The sequence below is a fragment of the Alteromonas sp. I10 genome (assembly GCF_003201515.1).
Taxonomy (GTDB): Bacteria; Pseudomonadota; Gammaproteobacteria; order Enterobacterales; family Alteromonadaceae; genus Alteromonas; species Alteromonas macleodii.
In genome coordinates, this window is the sequence record NZ_QJJN01000003.1 from 449,198 (window position 1) to 471,506 (window position 22,309).

At 46.5% G+C, this 22,309-nt stretch carries 17 protein-coding genes; 3 read left to right on the top strand and 14 right to left on the bottom strand.

All coding sequences use genetic code 11. The features are described 5' to 3' along the window. The first annotated feature begins 2 nt into the window (after nucleotides 1–2). Nucleotides 3–2,195: a response regulator gene (locus BZA03_RS08780; RefSeq protein WP_258364614.1), complete on the top strand. Its 2,193-nt coding sequence runs from the start codon at nucleotides 3–5 to the stop codon at nucleotides 2,193–2,195. Here BZA03_RS08780 and BZA03_RS08785 read toward each other — a convergent pair. From BZA03_RS08785 to rppH, 7 genes are all read right to left on the bottom strand, one after another. Then, the gene (locus tag BZA03_RS08785) at nucleotides 2,190–3,179 is read right to left on the bottom strand and encodes a sensor domain-containing diguanylate cyclase (protein WP_110288539.1); all 990 of its coding nucleotides are present in this window, start codon (nucleotides 3,177–3,179) and stop codon (nucleotides 2,190–2,192) included. The two genes, BZA03_RS08780 and BZA03_RS08785, sit on opposite strands and share 6 nt — an antisense overlap. Beyond that, complete coding sequence (locus BZA03_RS08790) at nucleotides 3,176–4,246, bottom strand: response regulator (protein ID WP_039224447.1); 1,071 nt, start codon at nucleotides 4,244–4,246, stop codon at nucleotides 3,176–3,178. The genes BZA03_RS08785 and BZA03_RS08790 overlap by 4 nt, the downstream gene beginning before the upstream one ends. A 9-nt stretch (nucleotides 4,247–4,255) precedes the next feature. After that, on the bottom strand, nucleotides 4,256–5,089 hold the full coding sequence (locus BZA03_RS08795; RefSeq protein ID WP_110288540.1) for a thymidylate synthase: 834 nt from the start codon (nucleotides 5,087–5,089) through the stop codon (nucleotides 4,256–4,258). Nucleotides 5,090–5,097: 8 nt separating this feature from the next. Next, nucleotides 5,098–5,910, bottom strand: a complete 813-nt coding sequence (gene lgt, locus BZA03_RS08800) for a prolipoprotein diacylglyceryl transferase (RefSeq protein WP_014978255.1) — start codon at nucleotides 5,908–5,910, stop codon at nucleotides 5,098–5,100. Between the two features lie 4 nt (nucleotides 5,911–5,914). Beyond that, a complete protein-coding gene (locus tag BZA03_RS08805) occupies nucleotides 5,915–6,721 on the bottom strand; it encodes a sulfite exporter TauE/SafE family protein (protein ID WP_014975612.1) in 807 nt (268 codons plus the stop codon). Nucleotides 6,722–6,724: 3 nt separating this feature from the next. Further along, the gene (ptsP, locus tag BZA03_RS08810) at nucleotides 6,725–9,016 is read right to left on the bottom strand and encodes a phosphoenolpyruvate--protein phosphotransferase (protein ID WP_039224899.1); all 2,292 of its coding nucleotides are present in this window, start codon (nucleotides 9,014–9,016) and stop codon (nucleotides 6,725–6,727) included. 123 nt (nucleotides 9,017–9,139) lie between these two features. Further along, nucleotides 9,140–9,682, bottom strand: coding sequence for an RNA pyrophosphohydrolase (gene rppH / locus BZA03_RS08815; protein WP_014948179.1), 543 nt, complete (start codon nucleotides 9,680–9,682; stop codon nucleotides 9,140–9,142). 113 nt (nucleotides 9,683–9,795) lie between these two features. Here rppH and mutH point away from each other — a divergent pair, with 113 nt between their 5' ends. Next, nucleotides 9,796–10,473, top strand: a complete 678-nt coding sequence (gene mutH / locus BZA03_RS08820) for a DNA mismatch repair endonuclease MutH (protein WP_014948178.1) — start codon at nucleotides 9,796–9,798, stop codon at nucleotides 10,471–10,473. Nucleotides 10,474–10,504: 31 nt separating this feature from the next. On the opposite strand, the gene BZA03_RS08825 is transcribed toward mutH, so the two are convergent. Continuing rightward, nucleotides 10,505–11,584, bottom strand: coding sequence for an AraC family transcriptional regulator (locus tag BZA03_RS08825; RefSeq protein WP_049587333.1), 1,080 nt, complete (start codon nucleotides 11,582–11,584; stop codon nucleotides 10,505–10,507). A gap of 76 nt (nucleotides 11,585–11,660) precedes the next feature. Then, nucleotides 11,661–13,166, bottom strand: coding sequence for an inorganic triphosphatase (locus BZA03_RS08830; RefSeq protein WP_039224442.1), 1,506 nt, complete (start codon nucleotides 13,164–13,166; stop codon nucleotides 11,661–11,663). Between BZA03_RS08830 and BZA03_RS08835 the strand changes: the two genes are divergently transcribed. Then, nucleotides 13,129–13,941, top strand: coding sequence for a TIGR04211 family SH3 domain-containing protein (locus BZA03_RS08835; protein ID WP_110288567.1), 813 nt, complete (start codon nucleotides 13,129–13,131; stop codon nucleotides 13,939–13,941). The two genes, BZA03_RS08830 and BZA03_RS08835, sit on opposite strands and share 38 nt — an antisense overlap. A gap of 133 nt (nucleotides 13,942–14,074) precedes the next feature. Here the strand turns inward: BZA03_RS08835 and BZA03_RS08840 are convergent, their stop codons facing one another. From BZA03_RS08840 to BZA03_RS08860, 5 genes are read right to left on the bottom strand one after another with little or no spacing between them, the layout of a single operon-like run. After that, complete coding sequence (locus tag BZA03_RS08840) at nucleotides 14,075–15,424, bottom strand: HAMP domain-containing sensor histidine kinase (RefSeq protein WP_110288541.1); 1,350 nt, start codon at nucleotides 15,422–15,424, stop codon at nucleotides 14,075–14,077. Further along, nucleotides 15,418–16,158, bottom strand: a complete 741-nt coding sequence (locus BZA03_RS08845) for a response regulator transcription factor (protein ID WP_110288542.1) — start codon at nucleotides 16,156–16,158, stop codon at nucleotides 15,418–15,420. The genes BZA03_RS08840 and BZA03_RS08845 overlap by 7 nt, the downstream gene beginning before the upstream one ends. Next, on the bottom strand, nucleotides 16,130–19,357 hold the full coding sequence (locus tag BZA03_RS08850; RefSeq protein WP_110288543.1) for an efflux RND transporter permease subunit: 3,228 nt from the start codon (nucleotides 19,355–19,357) through the stop codon (nucleotides 16,130–16,132). Before BZA03_RS08850 ends, BZA03_RS08845 begins: the two co-directional genes overlap by 29 nt. Beyond that, nucleotides 19,347–20,825 (bottom strand): efflux RND transporter periplasmic adaptor subunit, encoded by a 1,479-nt coding sequence (locus BZA03_RS08855; protein ID WP_110288544.1) that lies wholly within the window; start codon nucleotides 20,823–20,825, stop codon nucleotides 19,347–19,349. Before BZA03_RS08855 ends, BZA03_RS08850 begins: the two co-directional genes overlap by 11 nt. Further along, a complete protein-coding gene (locus tag BZA03_RS08860) occupies nucleotides 20,822–22,276 on the bottom strand; it encodes an efflux transporter outer membrane subunit (RefSeq protein ID WP_110288545.1) in 1,455 nt (484 codons plus the stop codon). The genes BZA03_RS08855 and BZA03_RS08860 overlap by 4 nt, the downstream gene beginning before the upstream one ends. Nucleotides 22,277–22,309 lie beyond the last annotated feature (33 nt).

The window sequence follows — 22,309 nt, forward strand, 5'->3', positions numbered from 1 at the left end:
GGATGAACGTGAGCTCAAACCAGGCTGGCCAGTCGCAGCGCAAATCATCATCAATTTCGCGGACATTCACTTTTTCAAAAGTGAGTGTTACAGCACTGTTGATCGCTATGGTTGTTATTGCGGTTTTAATCGCGCTGATGAGCAAGCAACAAGCACTCATAACAGCCTTAAAGCAGCAGAGTTATTTAGAGGATAATATTCTTGCCACTGAGTCTAGTATCAATCAATTTACGTTTCGGATGGAGAGCAGCGCGTTTTCTGGACCCGCGAATTACACTATTTTAAAGCGCGAGCTACAGGTCACCGTTCAAGGTATATCTGAATACCTTCGCAGTAGTGCAGGCCAAGCAATCTCGCCCACAGTCTTATCCGAAAGAGACTTTGCAATAGCAAAAGAAGGATTGAATAGCGCGTCTGCACGGCAGGTCGCGCAAACCACACTAGATTTACTTCATACTCTTATTGAGTTGCCGATAGCCGACGCAACTCAACGTATTCAACAGCAATTTAGCCTGCTGCCTATGGTCAATGCCATGCAGGCGGAAGAAAACGCGTTGTTACTACGTATTCAGGCGATGCGCAATAAGATGCTTCTCACTACTATTTTGGGCGCAGTCGTCATTGTACTTTGGTATTTTATTGCATGGCTTTTTTACAAAAGTAACGCAAACAAGTCGCCTAAAAAGTTTGGTAAATCGAAGTTGAGACTTGCCGTTGTGGATGACGATAGAGATTTGCAAAACAAAGAATTTTTGCAACTGATTAGTCATGAATTCAGAGCGCCAATAAGTGCAATTATCAGTGCTCTTGAACTTATTCCTAACATGGAAGAACAGCGTACCAGACTAATTCAGCAGGCTGAACAATCCAGCTATCGACTTCTTAATCTTACCAACAACCTTACCGATGTATTAACCAATAACACTGAAGACGATCTGCACTTTTCAGATGTCGACCTAATCAGCTTGCTCGACGAATGTATCTCGCCGTTTTCTGTACGCGTAAAAGACAAAAAAATAGAATTTAACATGCACTGTAGTCACAGTGTGCCCCATTACGCAGAAACGGATCCTGTCGCCCTTTCTAAAGTAGTAGTTAACATTCTTGATAACGCCGTTAAATTTACGGCTAATGGACTGATCGACGTCACCGTTACAACCTTGGTGAAAAACCAAGGGATTTTTCTCGTTATTATAATTAGTGATACTGGAATAGGAATTGATGAGGCGACGCAAAAGCGCATGTTTGAACGCTTCTATCGCGGCGAACACTCAACTGGCCAACGCTTCCCGGGTGCAGGAATTGGCTTGTCTGTAGCTAAACGCAGCGTTGATAAGCTGGGCGGTGCACTTCAGGTAACCAGTACAGTTGGAGTGGGTACAGAGTTTAAAATTTTACTGCCTCTGAAACCTATTGAGGACCTTCCCGCTACCAATTCAGCACCGTCTAATGCGACCTTCGCCGTAGTTGACGATTTAGAGATATCTAGGCTGCATTTACAGTCAATTATTACCAAAGAGGGCTTTAGCGCACGCACGTTTTCATCTGGTGCGAACTTGCTCAATCTGCACGAAGAAATACTCCAGTTTTCAGGCATTATTGCCGATTTGTATATGCCGGGCATGAATGGTCTTGAACTAGTGAGGACGCTTAAGGCGATTTTTGGTGAACGGGTACCGCCCGTTATTGTGCTGTCAGCAACCCCAGATATTGCCAACATTATTGCAAACAGTGAACTGCCCATCTATCAAAGTTTTGTTAAACCCATCGATAGAAACCGGTTTGTAGATGCGCTCCATCACCTTACAGCAAGTAACGCAAGAGTTGTTGAAACAACGAAAAAGGCCAATGTGTTGCTGGTAGAAGACGAGCCCATTAATGCAGAAATGGTGGAGTATATGCTTCAATGTATGGGCCACGAAGTTACTGTGAGTTACACCGGTGACGACGCTATTATTAGAGTGAGTGAAAATGCGTTTGACTGTGTGCTGTTGGATATCAACTTACCAGATATCAATGGTTTGGAAGTCGCTAAAATAATGAAAGAAGGTCACCCTGACCTTCCGATCATCGCCCTTACGGCCAATGCCCACAGAAGCGATAAAGAAGCGTCGCTGCAGGCAGGTATTCGATATCACTTAGTGAAGCCTGTCACCTTTCAAGAGCTCAAAAACACCCTACGCCTAGCACTATAACGCGCCAGGCGCTGCATAAATGCGATATTGATTTCGGCCGTTTTCTTTTGCTTCATAAAGCGCTTGATCGGCACACTCAAGCCATGCCATAGCTCCTTTAAAGTCAGGAGAGAATTGTGCAAGGCCTAAACTAACAGTGAAACTTATTGACTCACCTTCGTGTTCTACCACTAAACGCTGTGCTAATTGTCGGATACGTTCAGCAACGATCTTGGCATCTTCAACTGAAGAGTCATTCAGAATAATGGCAAATTCCTCTCCTCCGTAGCGCCCTGCAAGGTCGGTTTCCCGCACACAGCGCTTAATCAGCGCTGCTAACATCTTAATCACCTTATCCCCAGCCTGATGACCATAAGTATCGTTAATGCGTTTGAAATGGTCGATATCGAGCATAAGCGCAGTACTTGGCTTTTCTCGGCGCACACAAAGTTTGTGCATCTCATCAAAGCGTTCCTGCCAGTAGCGACGATTATATAGCCCTGTTAGACCGTCCACGCGGCTCGCAGTTTTCAACTCTTCGTTAAGATGCTCCATTCCACGCTTACCGAGCGCCTGCTCAGTGACATCGTAAACAAGCATACAAAACCGCTCTACGTTGCCGCGCTTATCAACAATAGGGAACATGGTCACGTTTTGGTACATGAACTCTGCAGCGCTGGTTACAGGGCGATTACAACCAAACTTAAACAAGTAAGGGCGCTGCTCCCAAATAATAAACACCGGGCTCTTCAAATTGAACACAGGGTCGACTTTGGTTCTCAGCCATTTTTCTTCTATTTCTGGGAAATGAGAAAAAAGACTGTCTCCAATGATTGCTTCCGCTTTCTTTGCACCATGGTTTTCAAGAAACTTGTTCCACACTTGAACCTTGAAGTTGCGGTCTAGCACTGCAATGCCCACTTCAATGGAATCGAGAAGCTCTGCGGGTACTTGAGAAGAATTAACTGAAGCACCGGTGGAAAGTGCGTCTGTAGATGCATTCATAGACTTTCCTTGTCTTGTGTCACAGCGTCATCATCGAGCAGCCGAGAATAGATATGGTTCATGGCATCACCAGGAAATAGCAACAGCAGGTCAAAGGAAATATCTCTGGCCTTAATGGCATAACCTATTTCGATAGCCATGAGCTTGCCCCAACGCTGCACGTTATCACTTAAAAGCGTTGATAGTCCTTGGTGCTGCCCCAGTAACACCGGATGCGTGTGGCTAAAGGCGACATTTAACTGCTCTGACAAACCGTTTAAACAGGCCCCGATAAGAATATTGGAAACATCCATTAGTGCTTCTAGCGCTAGTTTGTCGGAGGAAGCCGACGGCGGATACTTTAATAGTTCAACGATGTTTTGAGAGTTTGTGTCGTTAAAAATGACCAGCGCTTCGCCGCTTATACCTTCACTAATAAAGCCTTTTGAAACTGCCGACACGCTGTCGTTACGATTAATTTCCGCAACCGCCATAGACAGTTCGTTGCTTTCAATTAAGTTGACGTTTGGGATAGGCAAATCAATAAATTCACCTAGCAGTTGAGCAAGATTCTCACCCGCACGTCCCATGGCAATATTGACCATTTCACGACATGCGTCTAATTGATCTTCTTTACTCATCTGGCGCTTGGCTAAAACGGCATTTGAGTCACTATCGTCTTGCGCTTTTTGTAAGCTCGCACCAGAAGAATGCGTCTCGCCACTGTAAATCCCGTAAGAGGCTAGGATGTGGCTGAGTTTTTCGTTATCAATTGGCTTTCTTATGAAATCCAGGGCACCAAGAGCGAGCATTTTCTCTCGCGCTTGCGCTTGTACATCACCGGAAACGACAACTACCAAGCAAGGAAGATCCTGTTGGCGAATGGCTTCCATGGTTTGATAACCGTCCATTACCGGCATGTTTAAGTCGAGAAACACCACATCGCCTTTGCCTTCGCGAACAAGCGCTAGGGCTTGCTCACCATTCTCGGCAAACGAAATATCCACGTCCCACCCATCAGGTAAACTGCGCGCCATCTGGCGCCTTGCGAAACCTGAGTCATCGCAAATCAATATCGGAGTACTCATGGTAACTCCTTAAATAGCTACAGGGGCTTTAATGTGTGGGTGTGACTGATAGTTTTTAAGCGTAAAATCGTCGAAAGAGAACCCAAAAATGTCTTTAACCTCTGGGTTAATTTCCATAGTTGGACGCGCAAACGGTTCGCGACTAAGCTGTAGCTCTACCTGTTCAAGATGGTTTGAATACAAATGCGCATCGCCTAGCGTATGAATAAAATCGCCGGGCTCTAAATCACACACTTGCGCCATCATCATGGTCAGTAAAGCATAACTTGCGATATTGAACGGAACGCCCAAGAAAATATCGCCGCTTCGCTGGTAAAGCTGGCAGCTAAGCTTACCGTCTAATACATAAAATTGGAAAAGTGTATGGCAAGGTGGCAATGCTTGTTTGCCCATCGCTGCATTTTCTTTAGGAGAATAATTGGTATCAGGGAGCACTGCAGGGTTCCAGCCGCTAACGATAAGTCGACGAGAATCTGGATTGTTTTTGATTTGCTCAACCACTTCGGCAATCTGGTCTACCGATGTGCCATCACCGCGATCCCAACTGCGCCACTGGTGTCCATAAACCGGACCAAGCTCGCCTTCTTCGGTAGCCCACTCGTCCCAAATACTCACACCGTGCTCTTTCAAATAAGCGATGTTTGTCTCGCCTTTAAGAAACCAAAGTAGTTCGTGAATAATGGATTTAAGGTGACACTTCTTTGTTGTCACCAAGGGGAAACCTTCCTGTAGATTAAAACGCATCTGATAGCCGAATACACTTAACGTACCTGTACCAGTTCGATCTTCCTTTTTCACACCCGTATCACGTACATGGCGCATTAGAGCGAGATATTCTTTCATCGTTATTCTTATATTTTTTGCTGTTCAACATGGTCTTTTCCGCGCATGTAAGCACGGACTATTAATCCTATTCCTAAAGCTATCATAGGTAAACAAAGAAGTTGCCCTTGGCTTAGTCCCATTTGATATAAGCCAATATGTGCGTCGGGTTCTCTGAAGTATTCAACGATAAATCGGAAGGTGCCGTAACCAAGTAAGAACAAGCCGCTGACCGCCCCTACTGGACGCTTTTTGGCAGAATATAGCCATAGGATAATAAAGAGTAGTACGCCTTCAAGCGCAAACTCGTAAAGCTGTGATGGGTGACGGGGGATATTACCCGCGTTGGGGAAAATGACCGCCCAAGGCACATCGGTGCTACGCCCCCAAAGTTCAGCGTTTAAGAAGTTACCTATGCGTCCAGCACCCAAGCCGATGGGTACTAACGGGGCAACAAAGTCGCCTAGTCGAAGGAAGGTCGTGTTCATACACTTGGCGCGCCAGAATAAGGCTGTTAGCACCCCTAAAAGCCCGCCGTGAAAGGACATTCCACCAGCCCAAATTTTGAATAAGTACAAGGGATCGTCGAGAAACATACCAAACTGGTAGAAAAGCACATAGCCTATTCGACCGCCTAATATTACGCCAACGAAGCTCCAGAAAAGCAGGTCGCTTAACTGCTCACGGCTCCAGTTGGTTTGTGAAAGACGCTTTTGTGCCAATAGATACGCGGCGATAAAGCCCACCAAATACATAAGGCCGTACCAGCGGACACTTAACGGACCGACACTGAAGATAACGGGGTCGATACTGGGAAATACCAGATAACTGCTCTGTTCCATTACTTTATTCAATTCCTAAAATCATTCTAATGCTCACCAACACGAGTAAGCACGCCAACATCGCTTTTAACACACGAACATTTACTCGCTGCCCAAGCTTTGCACCTATGTTTGCGGTAAACATAGAGGTGGCAACAATACCAGCTGTTGCCGGTAAATACACATAACCTAAACTATGTTCTGGTACATCTATCGCATTGTAACCGGCCACGATAAAACTCGTGGTACCAAAAACGGCAATAATAAGTCCGCAAAAGGCTGCACAGCCAATTGCCGCCCGTACATTAACACGAAACCATACCAGCGCAGGTACCAATAATGCACCGCCACCAATCCCCATAAGTGCACTTAGTAAGCCAGCTCCACCACCAACAGTCGCAAGCGTACCTTTTGATGCGTCATTTTCTGAGGCTTTTTGCTTACCAAATATCATCTGCATCGCAATCAAAATAACCAGCACCGCAAACACATCTTTAAGCAGTTCACCCGAAATATGGCTTGCTACCTGAGCTCCGGCAAATGCGCCAAAAGCAATACCTAAGCCTGTGTAAAGCACAACATGCCTTTGAATATTACCCAGCTTGTAATGCGCGAAGGCCGACGACATTCCTGTGAAGATGATGGTAGATAATGAGGTAGCGATAGCGACAGGCATTACGGTTTCAGTGGTCATTCCCATGAAATGTATAAGCAAATACGACAACACAGGAACGATGATAAGCCCACCGCCAATGCCCAGCATACCCGCCAGAACACCTACCACAGAACCTAAAATAAGGCAGCTGAGAACTATTACAACTAACGGATCCATTCCTTAAGCACCTGCTCGGATAAGGCCTCCCAGGCCCTTGGTTTCAAGATATTGATTCAAGTGCACAAAAACTTCTTCTTGGCTAACAGAGGTGAGCGCCAATGACAGTAACTGCTTACATTCATCCAGCGTGACTTTTCTAATAAGCCAGTTTATTTTTCTTAAGTTAAAGCCGTTCATACTTAGGCGGCGATAACCCATTCCCATTAGCAGTAATGCTCCAGCTGGCTCACCTGCAATTTCACCGCAGATAGTTACGGGCACTTGATTTTGATTGGCTTTTTGAACCACGTCGTAAAGCGCCCCTAATACCGCAGGATGATAGCTATTGTAGAGCCCTGCCACCCGCGTATTGTTTCTATCCACCGCGAGCAGATATTGGGTCAGGTCGTTACTGCCTACCGAAAAGAAATCCACGTGCTTTGCTAATTGAGGTAGCTGATAAAGTACCGACGGGACTTCTAGCATAATACCTAACTTAGGCTTGGTTAACGTTTGTCCTGACTCTGCAATCTCATCACAAATTTCATAATATGCCTGATTAATTAGTCGCTTAGACTCCTGCACTTCAGATACGGTGGAGATCATAGGCAGCATAATTTGCAAATTGCTTAGGCCTACACTTGCACGCAGCATGGCGCGAACCTGAACCAAGAAAATTTCTGGATGATCAAGGGTTAGGCGGATGCCTCGCCACCCCAAAAATGGGTTTTCTTCATTAATTGGGAAGTACGGTAGTGGCTTATCGCCTCCTACGTCGAGAGTACGCATAGTGATAGGCAATGAAGGCGCGGCCTCAAGCACTTGGCGGTACAGCTTTACTTGCTCTTGTTCTGAAGGAAAACGCTCGCGTAACATAAAGGGGATCTCGGTGCGATAAAGCCCTACACCCGCACCAATTTGTTCAGCGTTTAGCTCGACTTCAGCTGAAAGGCCAGCGTTGATATAAAGAGACATTCTACAGCCATCAACGCTTTCGCAAGGTTTATCAGCCTCGGCGTCAATTTTCTCCGCGATGGCCGACTCTTCTTCAATGAGCTGTATAAATTCAGACTTGATGTTACGTTCAGGCGATACAATGACCTCGCCTGAATACCCATCAAGCAAAATCTCTTTGTCTTCGAGTAGTGCTGGCGTGACGTTTTGACAGCCCATCACTGCAGGCACGCCCATGGCTCTAGCCAATATTGCCGCGTGAGAGTTATTTGAACCGCGAATAGAAATAATGCCTTTTAGCTTACCTCTTGGAAATTCGGCAAGCATAGGCGCTGAGACTTCATCAGCTACGAGAATACTGGCTTCGGTTATCGTTTTTTCAGTAACCTTTTTGCCATTCGCTTCATACAAAATGTTGGCAAGAATACGGTCGGATAAATCGACAATATCAATGGCGCGCTCTTGCATGTAAGGGTCGTCCATTGCCTGAAAGCGCGCGGCATAGCTTTCTACAACCATTTTTAGTGAAGACGCCGCATCCCAACCTTGGCGAATTTTTTCTTCTACTTCCCGCCCAAGGCTGTTGGCATCTAGCAGATGATGATACAGCTGAAAAATGGATTTAACATCGTCGGGAATGCCGTCATCTAACCGCTTCGATAACGCATCGACATGACCTCGCGTAACTTCAACCCCTTTGCGATAGAGTTGAATTTGATCTTGAGGAGATTGCGTGCGCTTTACGACCCAGTTTTTAAGGTTAATAGATTTGTCTGGAGACACTCCCTTGCCAATAGCAAGGCCTGGAGAACCCGCAATACCACGCACATTTTTTTGCCGCGCAGTATTGTCGTTCGAATTTGACAGCGTCAAAGCCCCGCGAATATCAGCATTGGTTATTTCTAACGCGAGCTGCGCAGCAAGGGTGACTAAAAATGCTTCTTCGTCTTCACTGAAGCGGCGCATTTGTGATTGCTGAAGGGTAATAACACCAAGCACACGCCGTTGGTTGATAATAGGCGTACCTAAAAAGGCGTTATAGTTTTCTTCCTGAACTTCGGGGTAATGTTTGAATCGAGGATGGCTATGAGCATTAACGATATTAAGAGGCTCTTCCCGCTGACCTACCAGCCCGATAAGCCCTTCTGAGAAGCCAATGCGTACCTGCTCGACTGCATCGGGATGTAGTCCGTCAGTTGCTTTAAGGATAAATTCTTGGGTGTCGTAATCGGCAAGGTAAATAGAGCATGAATCGACATCTAGGGTCTGTTTAACCCGTGAGGCTAGCCTAAACAACGCCGTATCGAGAGCAGGAATTTGATTCATTTCCTGCACGATACGCTTTAACGTGGTTAACATTGTTCCTTGCTGGCTCTGAGGGCTCACTGGTTTTTCCTTTTTTACTCGCAGTTTACTCGCTGCTTACTCCGCACACCGCAATATTGCACACCTCTTTCTTGCGTACCTGAACTTCGCATACGCTTATCCACGCCTGCGTTTCTTGCCACGTTTATGTGGCGCTGCGTTTTGGCGCTGTTGAGGCCGATGCTGCGCAGACATAACTACAGGCGAGAACTCCTTCATTACTCGTCTGTATACATCGCGCTTAAACGATACAACGTTTCTTATTGGATACCAGTAACTTACCCACCTCCAGTCATCGAATTCAGGATGACCTGTTTTAAGTACATTAACGTCTCGCTCGTTACAATCGAGCTGCAACAAGAACCATTTTTGTTTTTGCCCTATACAAACAGGGTTGCTGCCTTGTCGAATTAATCGCTTCGGCAGCTTATATCTAAGCCAGTTACGGGTAACACTTAAAATAGTGACATCTTTCGGTGTCAGCCCTACTTCTTCGTGAAGCTCGCGGTACATAGCTTGTTCAGCAGATTCCCCTTCATCAATTCCGCCTTGAGGGAACTGCCATGAATGTTGACCATAACGTCTTGCCCAAAATACTTGACCCATTTTGTTGCAAATCACTATGCCCACATTCGCACGGAATCCATCGGCATCTATCACATAGACTCCCGGGCACACTATACTGTTATATGTTTTCATTCTTCCACAAACTATGCTCCAATCATAGTCTTAATATTCGTACCCGCTTTTCAAACAGGAAATTAACCTTATTTATGCAGCCACCAGCGTCTCCCCCGTCATCTCCAGATAGCCTTTTAGCTCGTTGTCATGCGATAGCAGGCTTGACGCTTGGAGAGCTTGCGGACATGGCAAATGTAGCCATTCCGGCCAATTTACAACGTCATAAGGGGTGGCCAGGCATGCTGATAGAGAAGTGGCTGGGCGCGAGTGCAGGTTCGAAGCCTCAACAGGACTTTCCTGAACTTGGCATCGAACTTAAAACCATTCCCATCGACGCCCATTTTTCGCCTTTAGAAACCACCTACGTCTGTTTTGCCCCGCTTTTGATGGCGCCTGGCATTACATGGGAAACGTCTAACGTGCGAAACAAACTACAGCAGGTATTGTGGCTACCTATTGAAGGTGACAGAGCTATTCCGCTGGCCCATAGGCGGGTAGCAACAGGCTTCTACTGGCGACCGAATGAACACGAAGATGCGGTATTAAGACACGATTGGGAGGAACTGGTCGAGCAAATTGCAACTGGACAGGTTGAGTCGATCACCTCTCGTCAAGGCGAGGCCTTACACATTCGTCCTAAGGCGGCAAACGGGAAAGTGCTCACCGACGCGTTGGGGCCAGAAGGTCAGCGTATTAAAACCCGTCCTCGCGGCTTTTATTTACGTAAAACCTTCACCCATCAAATATTGATAAATGCATTTGGTGGCTAACGCGAACTCAACGCCTAGCACAATACTCTTGTTATCTTAGCGGCGTGGAGTTTAGGTGTTTAACCAAATATTCACTCAAAAACTTTTCTGAATTTATCCCCATGCGTTTTGCCACGGCTTCAAGTTTAGCGTCGCTGCGCAGCAGTACATTCTTGGCGTACTCTAAGCGGTAATGGAAAATGAAACGTCTAAAGTTCTTCTTTTCAGTAAGTTGCAAAGCCAATGCGAGCGAGGTGGGATCGATATCAGCCCCTTTACAAAACTCACTGAGGGTAAGGAAGCGAACCTTGTACGCCTTTGATTCTATGGTGTAGCGTTCTGCTTTAGAAATAATACTGCTAATTTCATAAGGCGTTGCTTTGCCTTCATCTAAGCGTTCGTAATCGAGTGGCGACGGGGACGTCCGTCGTATAAAGGTTAGTGAAAACAGTACAATTAGAATTGCCGTTCCAATCATCAGATGATGAAACCCTTCCCAAAAAGGAACAGGGAAGAAGCCGAATGTTGCGGCCGTCACTAGTAAAATACTCATAAACGCAACGCCAACCAAGCTCCCCATTACTCCCGCAAGCCTAGGCATTTTCAGGTTTTTTATATCCACCGCCTGCTCTGGTAGGTGCCTATGGTACATTTGAATATGCTCGGTAATAAGAATACCTATGAGCAACACGCTAAACCCCGTTAACAGTGATGCAATATAGGCAGGCCACAATAGCAGAGGCTGCCCATGAGGTGACGAGGAGAGCCATTGCTGCTTATCGTCTACGGGTATCAGGAGAATGGCGCACTGAAAAACGCCGGTCACTACTACCGGCCACCACAACCGCTTTCGTGCCGTAGGATAAGCTAACAGCATGGGTTTTATTGCGCGGTAACAACACGTAATCGCGATAACAGCAAATACTTCTGATAACCCGTAAATACTAGCCAATCCTGTGGCATTTGCCATACGAAGCCACTCATCCAGCATAAATACAGGCCAGCACAAAAACGCTGCCGTTAGCCAGCGTCCACTGCGTAAATTGACTTTTTGAACGAACAGACGCACAAAGCCAATGGCATAAATGCCAAGCAGTGCGTAAAGGAAATAGTCATTTATGGCTGAGGTCATCAGCGCCCTCCATCCTTGAGATTCGAGTTGCCTTTACCGTGCATGTTTACAGTAACCACATATGCATAGAAAACAATTACCAGTAAACGTCACGTTGCATAGCCACTGTGCGAGTTCGTTCCATAATTCGAATAAGCGTGCTGAGTTTCTCTGCTGTCCATTTACGCACTTCGTCATGGGAGTCTACTTCGGCGTCGTCTATCGACTGCTTTAACATAAGCAGCGCATTCAGCTCATCAATACCAGTGAGCAAATCTAACCACGGTGCGCGAAAATTACCCCGCTCTTCTACAAACAAGTCACCGAGCAGAAATCCACTCCATAATGTCTGCCTAAGCATTACTTCTACAGCGCTGTAATTGGCAGGCCCCATGGTTTTATTTAGAGGCATACTTTGCTGTACAGTTTGCCAACCTTGCGACAGCCAGCCTTTTGCATGATCAAGCACGGGATGATCAAAACCCGTTGCGACTTTTTGCCACGGCTTATTCTGAATAAGACTTATGGCGTGTAGCTTAATGTCTGTGGCATCGTTGTCGAAAAACAGCTTTTCGGGCTCATGAGCCTGCATTAAACCTGTTTGTCGTCCTTGCAAATAGCTTACTACTGCAGGATGTTTGCTGAGAGTTTTGTTAAACATGCTCTTTTTAGAGAGCAAGTAACGCAAACTTTGTAAGTCGTCTTGCCAGCCCCACTTTTGAGCATGGGTGACCAGCTTTTTATGCAGGGCTAGTAGCTCAGGGCACTGCAGAACCGGCAAGTAAAGCGATACACTTTGCAGTAACAAACGTACGCTTTTAGCAACTTCAGCCAGCATTTTTATTGAGCCACTTTCGCAAAACACATGCTCGTGGTGCTGCCAATGCGCCAATGCAGTTTGAACCGCGTGGCTAAATGCTTCTTCCGTGGTGGTTGTGTCTTCAAGCGCAAGGAAATCTGGCAGGTGTCGAACTTTAGCGTTAAAGCCGTGAAGTAATTGATATCCCTGCGCCGCTTTTGATACATCACTAAGGCGTACCGGCATGTTGTCGTTTATTAGCACCGCCAACGTAAACAAACTGTTGATATCACCTGACATCAATTCAAGCTCTATTTCGTTGATTGGGGAACTGGCTTTTTCTGTACTTGCTTCGCCACAGTCCAGCACAATCTCAACCACACTTTCACCCACACTAACCACATAGGCATTGCGAGTAAAGTGAGTGCTAAACTGTTTAGATAGACGCGTGTTTTTTGCCGCCACGTCCCAATCTTGGGGCCAAGCGCTGGCTTCAAATAGCGTGAGGTCGGGCCTTGAATTATCAAGGCTCACATTGTATTCCATGCGTTTGTGCAGACCACCGCTGACCACGCCGTTAGTCTTTAGCGTCTGTTCGTATTCACCATTGTTACCTCGAACGCGAAAGCCCATTTTATTGTTTTGAAAATCGAGCTTATCTGTATCGTAATAGTCATTCTCAAGGCGCATTTCACGATGAGAGTTAACCTGAATACTGTTTTTTTCGAAAAGAGGAAGTACACGTTGAGTAAACGCATGGTGGGCGTTGTCACCCGTTACAAATTTTAATTCTATTTCTGACATGGTTGCGCTAGGCACAGCTTATGATGCTGACACCTTACCTTTGTCGCTTACTTTTCGCAATGCTGGCGCCATGAAACAAGATGCTTTAATTAGACAAAAGTGGAACAAACTTGCCTTTATCGCGGTCAACCAATACCATCTTCTCGTTTTAAATTCTAAAATTGGACTTCATATGATTCGAAAGTGGTTAGCAGCAGCCCTTATTGCATGCTCTTTTCAAGCATTTTCGCTACAAGATACCGCTGATTTAGAAGCGTCTTCTTCGCATTACATTAGAGATGACTTGTTTATCTTTATGCATACTGGACCTGGTCGTAACTACCGCATTCTAGGTTCAATTGAAGCAGGCACACCTATTACTGTGCTTGCACGCGATAACGATGCTGAATTCACGCAAATTACCGACAATGAAGGTCGCGAAGGCTGGGTTGAAAGCCGCTTTGTGTCCAATACCATGTCGCAAGCCGAGCAATTGCCAATCATAAGTGAGAAGCTAGCTGAGAGCCAAAGCGCACTGCAAACAGCGCAGTCTGAAAACGCCAGACTTCGCCAGCAACTTAACGATGCACGTCAGCAGGTATCGAAGCTTACAACAACTAGCGAGGAACAAGCCTCTGAGATAACTCGTCTTACCGCCAAAGTAGATAGCGCGAATAAAGATGAGCTGGTTACCTGGTTTACACGCGGTGGTATGGTAGCCGGTGTGGGTATATTGCTGGGCGTAATGCTGACTTACCTTCCCAAGCGCAAACGCAGAAGCAGCGAGTGGATGTAGTGTAGGTTTTATAGCTGGACGCTAAAAAACGAAAAAACGCCGATGTTAGCATCGGCGTTTTTTATTGGGCTTGTTTCGGTAAACAGATTAGAAGTGACAAAGTGCAAACACTTTGATGAGTTATATGCGCCTATTATCGTACCGTAAGCACCACTCTATATCCTCTTTTCATACGAGAAACATCACCTTGGTCATCATGTGAACCTCGGGCTGTTATCCTCTCATGTGCATAACCCCATTTAAGCTTCGCACAAAGCTTATCAATGAGTTTTAACCCTATTCCAAATCCGCCATCTAACTCACTGATAGTCGGCGCAGATAAAGTCGCTTGGCCTTTTTCGTTAAGCGCCTCTTCTTCAAGGCCGTCCTCTTCGTTGAGCACGGTGAGCGTTGCATCTGAAAGACTTATTGTGACTTTTCCTTGCTGCGTGTGCTGATAAGCGTTTCGAATCACATTTCCTATCACAATTTCGCTCGCCGTTTTCGCAAGCGTTAACTCACAATCGCTCAATTGCAGCTGCACACTCACGTCTTTTCCCGACAGCAAATACATTAAATCTTGGCTTAGAGCCTCAACCATTGCTTTAAGGTTAACCTTTTCTTTGGGTAAAGCTGCTTCTTCATTTCTTCCTAACCAAAGTAGAGTTTCGGTCAAATCTGCCATGGTTTTTGAGGCATGATCCACCCGCGCAAGCGCGTTATTGCCTTTAGTATTTTCACTATCGATCACTCTGTGCAGTAATGCCGCGCTACTTCTAATGACGGCAATCGGCGTTCTAAGCTCGTGACTCGCATGGTTAACAAATTCCCGTTCTCGATTTAGGGTGTTGCGCACGTTTTGCAAACTGCCATGTATCATCCCTGCTAGCGCGTTAAGTTCCTTATAACGAAACTCCGGGATAGGCTTATCGAGCTCTTGTTCATCCAAAGACGCCGCCCACCTCTGCAATGACTCTATGGGGCGAGACACGCTGCGCATAAGAAAAAGCAAGGCGACAAAAAACGAAACCAGAGCAACTACGCCCACAATGGCGCTGTAAATAACATGGTTTATTCTAAAGTGTTTTTTGCCGTCAGAAGGTGGCGCAACAAACACTTGGGTAACGTATCGCGATTCTCCATTTTCTAACGGAACTAACACGGCAAAGTGAGCCGAAATAGGACGGGAAAACCAATCAGGTTTGTTGATATCTTTCATAAGTGAAAACGGTATAAAGCTCTCTTTGGAAAAGCTCTGCTTCACTTCGTCAGGCAAACTCTCGTAGTTCGCAAAAACATGTAAATCGAGAATTTGAGCATGCTTGTTGTCATCAAGCTCTGCGCTTTCTGCCGCCCGTATCATGGTATTTCTCAGCATGCCGTCCATACCATCGAAAAAGCTATCGCTGCTTTGTATTGAAAAGAGCACGATAACTACGGCGGCCAAACTTAATAGCGACCACAAGACGTAGCGTCTTAAGCTGATGCGAAGGCCATTTACCACTGTTCGTTTCCTTTATTTGTACTTTTTGGTTCCGCGCTTGTACTTTGCACTGAACTGGACTGTTCTGGTTTTAACGTCACACAAAAGCCTGTGCCGGCTACTGCTTTTACCTCAATGCTGGCATTCGCTTGCACCAGTGATTTACGCAAATTATGAAGATGTACTTTAAGCGCATTGCTCTCTGGCGCATCTTCTCCCCAAACCGCATCGAGAAGACGCTCCCGTGGCATAACTTTTCCTTGTTGCTGTAACAATGCCTTTAGCAGCGTAAATGCTGTGGGGCTTAACTTAATAGGCACGTTCTCAACACTTACTACGTCGCTTCCCATTGCTAAACTTACGTTGCCAAAGCGCAGCTTTTTCACCTGTGATGAACGCCTGTGCGCCAGTGCAAAAACGCGAGCAACCAGTTCAGGCATGTCAAACGGCTTCACTAAATAATCATCGGCGCCTTTTTGAAACCCTTCTAGCTTGTTTTCCAACTGGTCACGGGCGGTTAGCATAATAATAGGCGTATCGTTGCCGTCTTCCCGCACCCTCTCACATACGCTTAAGCCATCAAGTCGCGGTAAATTAATGTCCAGCACCACAACATCAAACGGATGCTTTTGGATAAGAGACAGCGCAGCTACACCGTTTGCAGCGTGGTCACATACCATGTCTTCAAGCTCTAAATAGTCGATAATATTGCCCGCCAGGCCCATATCATCTTCCACTAGTAACACGCGGATCATTAGCCGTATTCTCCGTTAAAGGTTTTACCAAATGCTTTGCCATTAGACAGCTTACATCGTCATAAATTAACAGTAATGCGGGTATTAATAAAAGTGTGATGACGGTGGCAAACAATATACCGTAACCCAGCGACGCAGCTGCCGGAATTAAGAACTGCGCTTGTACCGAAGTTTCGCCCAATATGGGATATAAGCCTACAAAGGTGGTAATTGAGGTCAACAACACAGCTCGCAAGCGACTGGTACAAGCTTCAATAACTGCCGTTTCCACCGGCACACCTTCTTCTCGCAAAGCGTTGAATCGTGAAACCAACAACAAGCTGTCGTTAACCACCACACCGCTAAGCGCCAATATGCCGTTCAGCGAGAGCAGACTTATCATTAATCCATTCGACCAGTGGCCGATAATGGCTCCGACTATACCAAAGGGGATGGCGGTCATAATAATAAGCGGCTGTACGTAGGATTTAAGCGGAATCGCCAACAACGCAAAAATAGACAACAAGGCTAATATAAACACGCTCTGCATAGAGCTTTGCGTTTCAGCTTGCTGCTCAGCCTCACCGGCAAAATAAAGCGATAAGTCCTGATATTGACGCGATAGCTGAGGAACAAACTCGTTGTTTAAGTAATTCACCAGTTCGGTAGAGGTAATAACATCGCTATCCACTGACGCGCTAACCGTTAGGGCGCGTAGGCCGTCTATACGTACCACCTGTTTTTCTTGCACATCTTGAATAACGTTAGCCACTACAGAAAGCGGTACTACGGTGCCATCGTCCAGACGCACTTGCGTGTTCATTACATCAGACGGATTCATTCTGTCTTGTTCAGGATAACGCACCCGCACTTTTACTTCGTTTTTATCGCGCAAATAGCGCTGAACAATTTCGCCACCAAATGCTTTTAACAGTTGCTGCGATAGGCTTTGCGTATTCAACCCCAACGCTCGTCCTTCGGGGGTAAGTTCAAAGCGCATCATGGCTTCGCCGGGTGTCAGCGAACTCTCAACTGCATATACACCATCGATATTGTTAAGTACTTCAATAAAGGCATCGTTAGCCGCCGTCAGGGTATCGTCGTTAATGCTTTTAATTTCAACGTTAAACCCGTCGACCATCTCTCGGCGTGAGCGTATTTTTAGACTTTTTACGCCTTCTAAATTGCCAGTTAACGCATTCCAGCGTGCCGACAATTCATCAAGAGAATAAGAGGAGTCTTCATCAAGTGAAATGGTGATTGTGCCGCTTTGATCGCCACTCGCCGTCACTTGCAAACTGCTAATGCCACTTTTATCTGCGCCATTTTCTTGGGTTAATTGGCGGTCTGCCTCTAGCGCATTTTTCTCTAGCAGCATTAAGTTGCGTTCGTTCTGTCCATAGCTGGCATCGCTGTAAAGCGACATATTGGCCGAAACCGTGTCGCCCTGCATGCTGGGGAAGAAGCTTACTCTTACCGCACCTGTAAGCGGTAGGCTAACCACCATGACAAATAAGGCAATAAACAACAATACAGCGGCATAACGGTAGGCTACGGTGACTTTCAATAGGCGCTGATACACGCGATAGTTAAACCACTGAAGTCCACCATCCGCTTTTTGCTGCACTTTGTTCCATACGCTACCTAATCCCCTCCGCGCTTTTTGCTTGGTTGGCAGGTGGGCTAAATGAGAAGGTAAGATCAGCTTCGATTCCACCACCGACAGCAACAAACACAAGGTAACGATAGTGCCGAACTGAGAATAAAGCGTACCTAAGCCGCCCGATACGTTCGATAATGCGAAAAAAGTGGCCACTGTGGTTAGCACACCAAACAGTGTGGGAACCGCCACCTTATGGGTACCTAAGATGGTATTTTGAAGCGTATCGCCATGCTGCTTACGCGTGGCATACACGCTTTCCCCCACCACCACGGCATCGTCCACCACAATGCCAAGGGCCATGATAAAACCGAATGTGGTCATTTCGTTTAGCGTCATTCCCGTATAGCTGTCGGTCATGAAGTACAAGGTACCGAAGAAGATAAAGGGCAAGCCTGCCGCCACCCAAAATGCCACGCGTAAATTTAGAAACACGGCAAGAGTAACAAATACCAACACAATGCCCATAAGCGCATTACTGGTAAGTAACGTCAATCGCTCGGTAATAAGCGTGCTTTTGTCATACCAGGTTTCAAGCTCTACGCCTTCAGGTAGCAAGCCTTTTTCGTGCCATGCGTCCACTACTTCGTGAGCCTGCTGTACCATTTTTGTTACGTCACCATATTCGTCCATAAGCACCTGAATTCCATAGCCATTGGTACCGTTGTAACGTGACAAGTGATAGCTGTCGTCGGCAAACATATCGCGCACTGTAGCAACATCGCCAACGGTGAGTATGACGCCATTGGTATCGGTAATGAGGGGGATGTTGGCAAAATCTTTCGCCCAGTAAGACTGTTCAGACGCTTTTAAACGAATCACTTTTTCTTTGTTGCGCAAGCTGGTCGTAAGCGCGGTATTCGACTCCTGGTTAACGGCATCAGCCACGTCTGACAGCGTTAATCCGTAGGCTTGAAGCTTACCTTCGTCTATTTCAATAGACATCATAGGGTCGACAAAGCTGCCTGCGCTGACTTCGCGAATGTCATCTGTTGCCAGTAAATCTCGCTCTAATTGTTCACCCAAGTATTGAAGCGAAGCGTGATCGACGTCACCATAAAGCTGCACCCAAATAGCGTGTTCTTGTCGGCGTGCTTTGCTGATAACAGGGTTTTCAGCATCCGACGGGAAGTTAGAAATACTATCTACTTCGGTTTTGATGTCGTTGAAAAGCGTGTCTAAATCGTATTCGGTTTCTTTTTCTACCTGCACACTGGCGCCGCTGGCGTTCGAGGTAGAGGTAATTCGCTTAATCCCCGGGATTGCCTCCAGCGCGGTTTCAATTTTGATAGCTATCCCTTCTTCTGCTTGTTTAGGGTCACCACTATCGTATGTCATTGAAATGGTAACAAAGCGTGGCTCCATACTTGGAAATGCCTCTTTGCGGATATCGTTCATGGAAACCAAGCCAAGCACAATAAGGCTGACCATGAGCAAATTGGCCGCTACTGAGTTCTGCGCAAACCAAGCGATAATTCCCCGGGAGTTATTCCCACCATTCCTATTACCATTCGGACTCTCGCCACCATCAAACGGCGCGCCGTTTCGATTATTTGTCATCAGCTTGCCCTCCTGTTTGTCCTTCCACTACAGGCAATACTTTGGTATTCACCAGATAGCTGTTTAAAGGGCGCGCAACCACCAGCGCTTGGCGTATTTCGCCAACCTGTTCTGACATGCTGTTGCCGCTAGCGTTACCCGAGGTTTTACCCGCAACATTACTCACAATATCGCCCGTAACATCACTGGTTTTTGGTGGGGTGATGTAGGCATAACCTTCGCTTTCAAACAGAACCGAAGGCGTGAACTTTGCCAACTGCCCGGTAGATGGCATTACTAACCATACTTCTTGCTTTTGCGAGATAGCAGAAGCCGGCAGTTTCCAGACATTGTCGAGAGCTCTTCCTTCAATATCTGCCTGCACAAAGCTGCCGAATAAAAGAGGCGTTGAGTATGCTAACGGCTTTTCAATAACCGCTATGGCGTTACGCTGACGCGTTGTATCACTTTGATGCCATTCAGCGCGAACGATATTGGCAACCCAGGTATTTCCCGTAGTGGTATCGGTAAGCGTTACCGGCCAGTTAAGGGAGGCATCACCAGACAACTGCGTTTCATCACCAGAAGGTAGTTGAGCCCATTGGCTAGGTGAAAGGCCAATAGCCACTTCGGCAATATCTGCAGAATAGAGTGTGGCGACCGCACTTCCAGCTTGAACATAGCTCCCTAGCGCAATGTCACGGCTGACCACCAATGCATTAAAAGGTGCACGTAACGAGGTAAACGCCAAATCTCGCTTGGCTGAATTTACACTTTGCTCGGCTTCATCCAAAGTGGCCTGAGCCGCCTTTAGCTGTGGCTCACGCAGTACTAATGCCGATAAAGGTTCACCATCAAGCCCTGAACGTGTCCATTCATCTTTCGCTTGAATACCCTGTAATCGCTCTTCTTCTAGACTTACAACAGCCGCTTGATAGGTAGCATTTGCACTTGCTAACGCCTGTTGATAGTTGGTGTCATCAATACGTGCCAATACCGTGTTATTTGCCACTAGGGCACCAGTTTTAAAAGACGAAGATATATCAGTAACTTGACCACTAACCTGTGCGACTAAGCTCAAGCTATCTTGCGGAACAACCTGACCATACCCCCTCACCTTAGCGTTATAGCTGTCGGCGGTTACATCAATAACGCCTACTTGAGCCAGCTGAGTATTGCCGCTTTGTTCTCCCTTTGGGCTGCGATTAGTGGTATTCACTGATGACGTGTCGCTTGCCTTGTTAAGCCTGTTCACACCGCTATCGGCAGTAGGTAATGCTGCTGGCCTTTCACCACCTGCAGTTTTCTTTGCCTGAGCGGCATTTTGTGGTTGCTCAGCATTCGCGGAAATTGCTGGAGACGTTGGTTTTGATTCGGTCTGCGGTTTTGCGCCGGGATGTTGGGCACCCATATTCATCATGGTATACATAACCGCTAGCGCAATACTTGCAGCGGCGAGTAAGGTTACAATAATTCGTTTGTTTCTCATTGTGACACTCCAAGGCCAAGGGCTAGGCCTAAGTCAATTCGGTTTTGTAATTTCTGGGCGTGCAGCTCAACTGCCTGAGCTTGTAAGTTAAAGCGCGTGTCATATACGGAAAGTAAGTCCAAGATGTCAGCGAGGCCCTGTCGATATTGACCTTCAATGGTAGAGACGCTGCGCTCTGCATTTGCTAACGCCACGTTGGTGTGGCTAATTCGAGCACTCAACGCAGTCTCGCTATCCAGCGCATTTTGGGTTTCCTGTACCGCCGTTAATAACGTTTCGCGATACTGCCACCAGGCATTGGCTGAGGTTAGCTTTGCATCTTCAACTTGCGCCCTTAAAGCGCCCCCCTGAAACAGTGGCGCGGTCATCTGTCCAAGCAAACTCCACAAAGGGTTAGTAAACAAAGCTTGTGAAGGTGTAGAGGCATTATCAGAAAGGGATGCAGACAAGCTAATGCTTGGCAACAGGGCTTTGTACGCCACATCGACTTCAAACTCTGTTGCTTTTAACGCATAAAAGGCCGCCTGAAGATCGGGTCTACGTGCCAGATCCTGTTTCGGCAAAGTTGTTAGCGGCAATAACACGTCGGGAAAACTAACTTGAGTGTTGAGCTCGTTTAGCGATTGGTTTTGTCTGCCTAAGAGTACGGCCAACGTGCGCTTTGCTGTTAAAAGTGCATTTTCATATTGGGCAATAGTAGCGCGAGTATTTGCACTGCTTGTACGCGCAGTATCTAAATCGTCTAGGCTTCCTAGCCCGGTGCTATAGCGCTTTAAAATAACGGCTTCGTTATTTTCTAGTACTGTTAACCGAGACTGCTCAATATTCAGTAATTGCTGCTGAGTGAGTACGTCGATATAGCTTCTTACTACGTTAGCGACCAGAGAATCTCTGGCAGACTGATAGCTGGCTCTGGCACTTGCTGCATCTAAGTTTGCTGCACTTATTCCATCGCTGATTTTTTGCCATAGGTCGAGCTCCCAACTGACATTCATGCTCGCACTATAGCTCGGACTGCTCGAATTAGAGCTCGTACTGGAGTTGGTATTTGAGCTGGTAGATGCACTGCTATTGGTGGTTTCACTTTTTGACGCAGAGAAGCTCGCGTCAACATTAAGGTTCCTATCCGCTTTTGCACTATCAATGGCTACTTGTGCTTTTCTAAGCGTTATTAACGACTGCTGCAGACTAGCATTAGAAGACAGGGCTTCATCAATGTAACCGGCTAAGTGAGGTAACTCTTTGATATCAATGACATCGGTTAACGTCGTGTCCGAATTCAGCAGCAAGGTTTGTGTTGATTCTTGTTGCTGTGCTTGAGACTGCCACACAACGTTGTTACCCGTTGACGACGATGCCGATTCGCTCAACGCTCTGTCATCAGTACTTGTACATGCAGACAGCAAAATGCAAAGGGTAATGCTATTTACCGTCAGTTTTATCTTGCCCATGACTTGTGCCTATTATTTGGCGCACAGGCTACT

What these genes read in the sequence shown, in the direction of transcription:
- BZA03_RS08830 (WP_039224442.1), bottom strand. Translation starts at nt 13,166, where the DNA reads ATGTCAGAAATAGAATTAAAATTTGTAACGGGTGACAACGCCCACCAT.
- BZA03_RS08785 (WP_110288539.1), bottom strand. Translation starts at nt 3,179, where the DNA reads ATGAATGCATCTACAGACGCACTTTCCACCGGTGCTTCAGTTAATTCT.
- BZA03_RS08795 (WP_110288540.1), bottom strand. Translation starts at nt 5,089, where the DNA reads ATGAAAGAATATCTCGCTCTAATGCGCCATGTACGTGATACGGGTGTG.
- BZA03_RS08860 (WP_110288545.1), bottom strand. Translation starts at nt 22,276, where the DNA reads ATGGGCAAGATAAAACTGACGGTAAATAGCATTACCCTTTGCATTTTG.
- BZA03_RS08845 (WP_110288542.1), bottom strand. Translation starts at nt 16,158, where the DNA reads ATGATCCGCGTGTTACTAGTGGAAGATGATATGGGCCTGGCGGGCAAT.
- BZA03_RS08780 (WP_258364614.1), top strand. Translation starts at nt 3, where the DNA reads ATGAACGTGAGCTCAAACCAGGCTGGCCAGTCGCAGCGCAAATCATCA.
- BZA03_RS08850 (WP_110288543.1), bottom strand. Translation starts at nt 19,357, where the DNA reads ATGACAAATAATCGAAACGGCGCGCCGTTTGATGGTGGCGAGAGTCCG.
- BZA03_RS08790 (WP_039224447.1), bottom strand. Translation starts at nt 4,246, where the DNA reads ATGAGTACTCCGATATTGATTTGCGATGACTCAGGTTTCGCAAGGCGC.
- lgt (WP_014978255.1), bottom strand. Translation starts at nt 5,910, where the DNA reads ATGGAACAGAGCAGTTATCTGGTATTTCCCAGTATCGACCCCGTTATC.
- ptsP (WP_039224899.1), bottom strand. Translation starts at nt 9,016, where the DNA reads ATGTTAACCACGTTAAAGCGTATCGTGCAGGAAATGAATCAAATTCCT.
- BZA03_RS08855 (WP_110288544.1), bottom strand. Translation starts at nt 20,825, where the DNA reads ATGAGAAACAAACGAATTATTGTAACCTTACTCGCCGCTGCAAGTATT.
- BZA03_RS08805 (WP_014975612.1), bottom strand. Translation starts at nt 6,721, where the DNA reads ATGGATCCGTTAGTTGTAATAGTTCTCAGCTGCCTTATTTTAGGTTCT.
- mutH (WP_014948178.1), top strand. Translation starts at nt 9,796, where the DNA reads ATGCAGCCACCAGCGTCTCCCCCGTCATCTCCAGATAGCCTTTTAGCT.
- BZA03_RS08825 (WP_049587333.1), bottom strand. Translation starts at nt 11,584, where the DNA reads ATGACCTCAGCCATAAATGACTATTTCCTTTACGCACTGCTTGGCATT.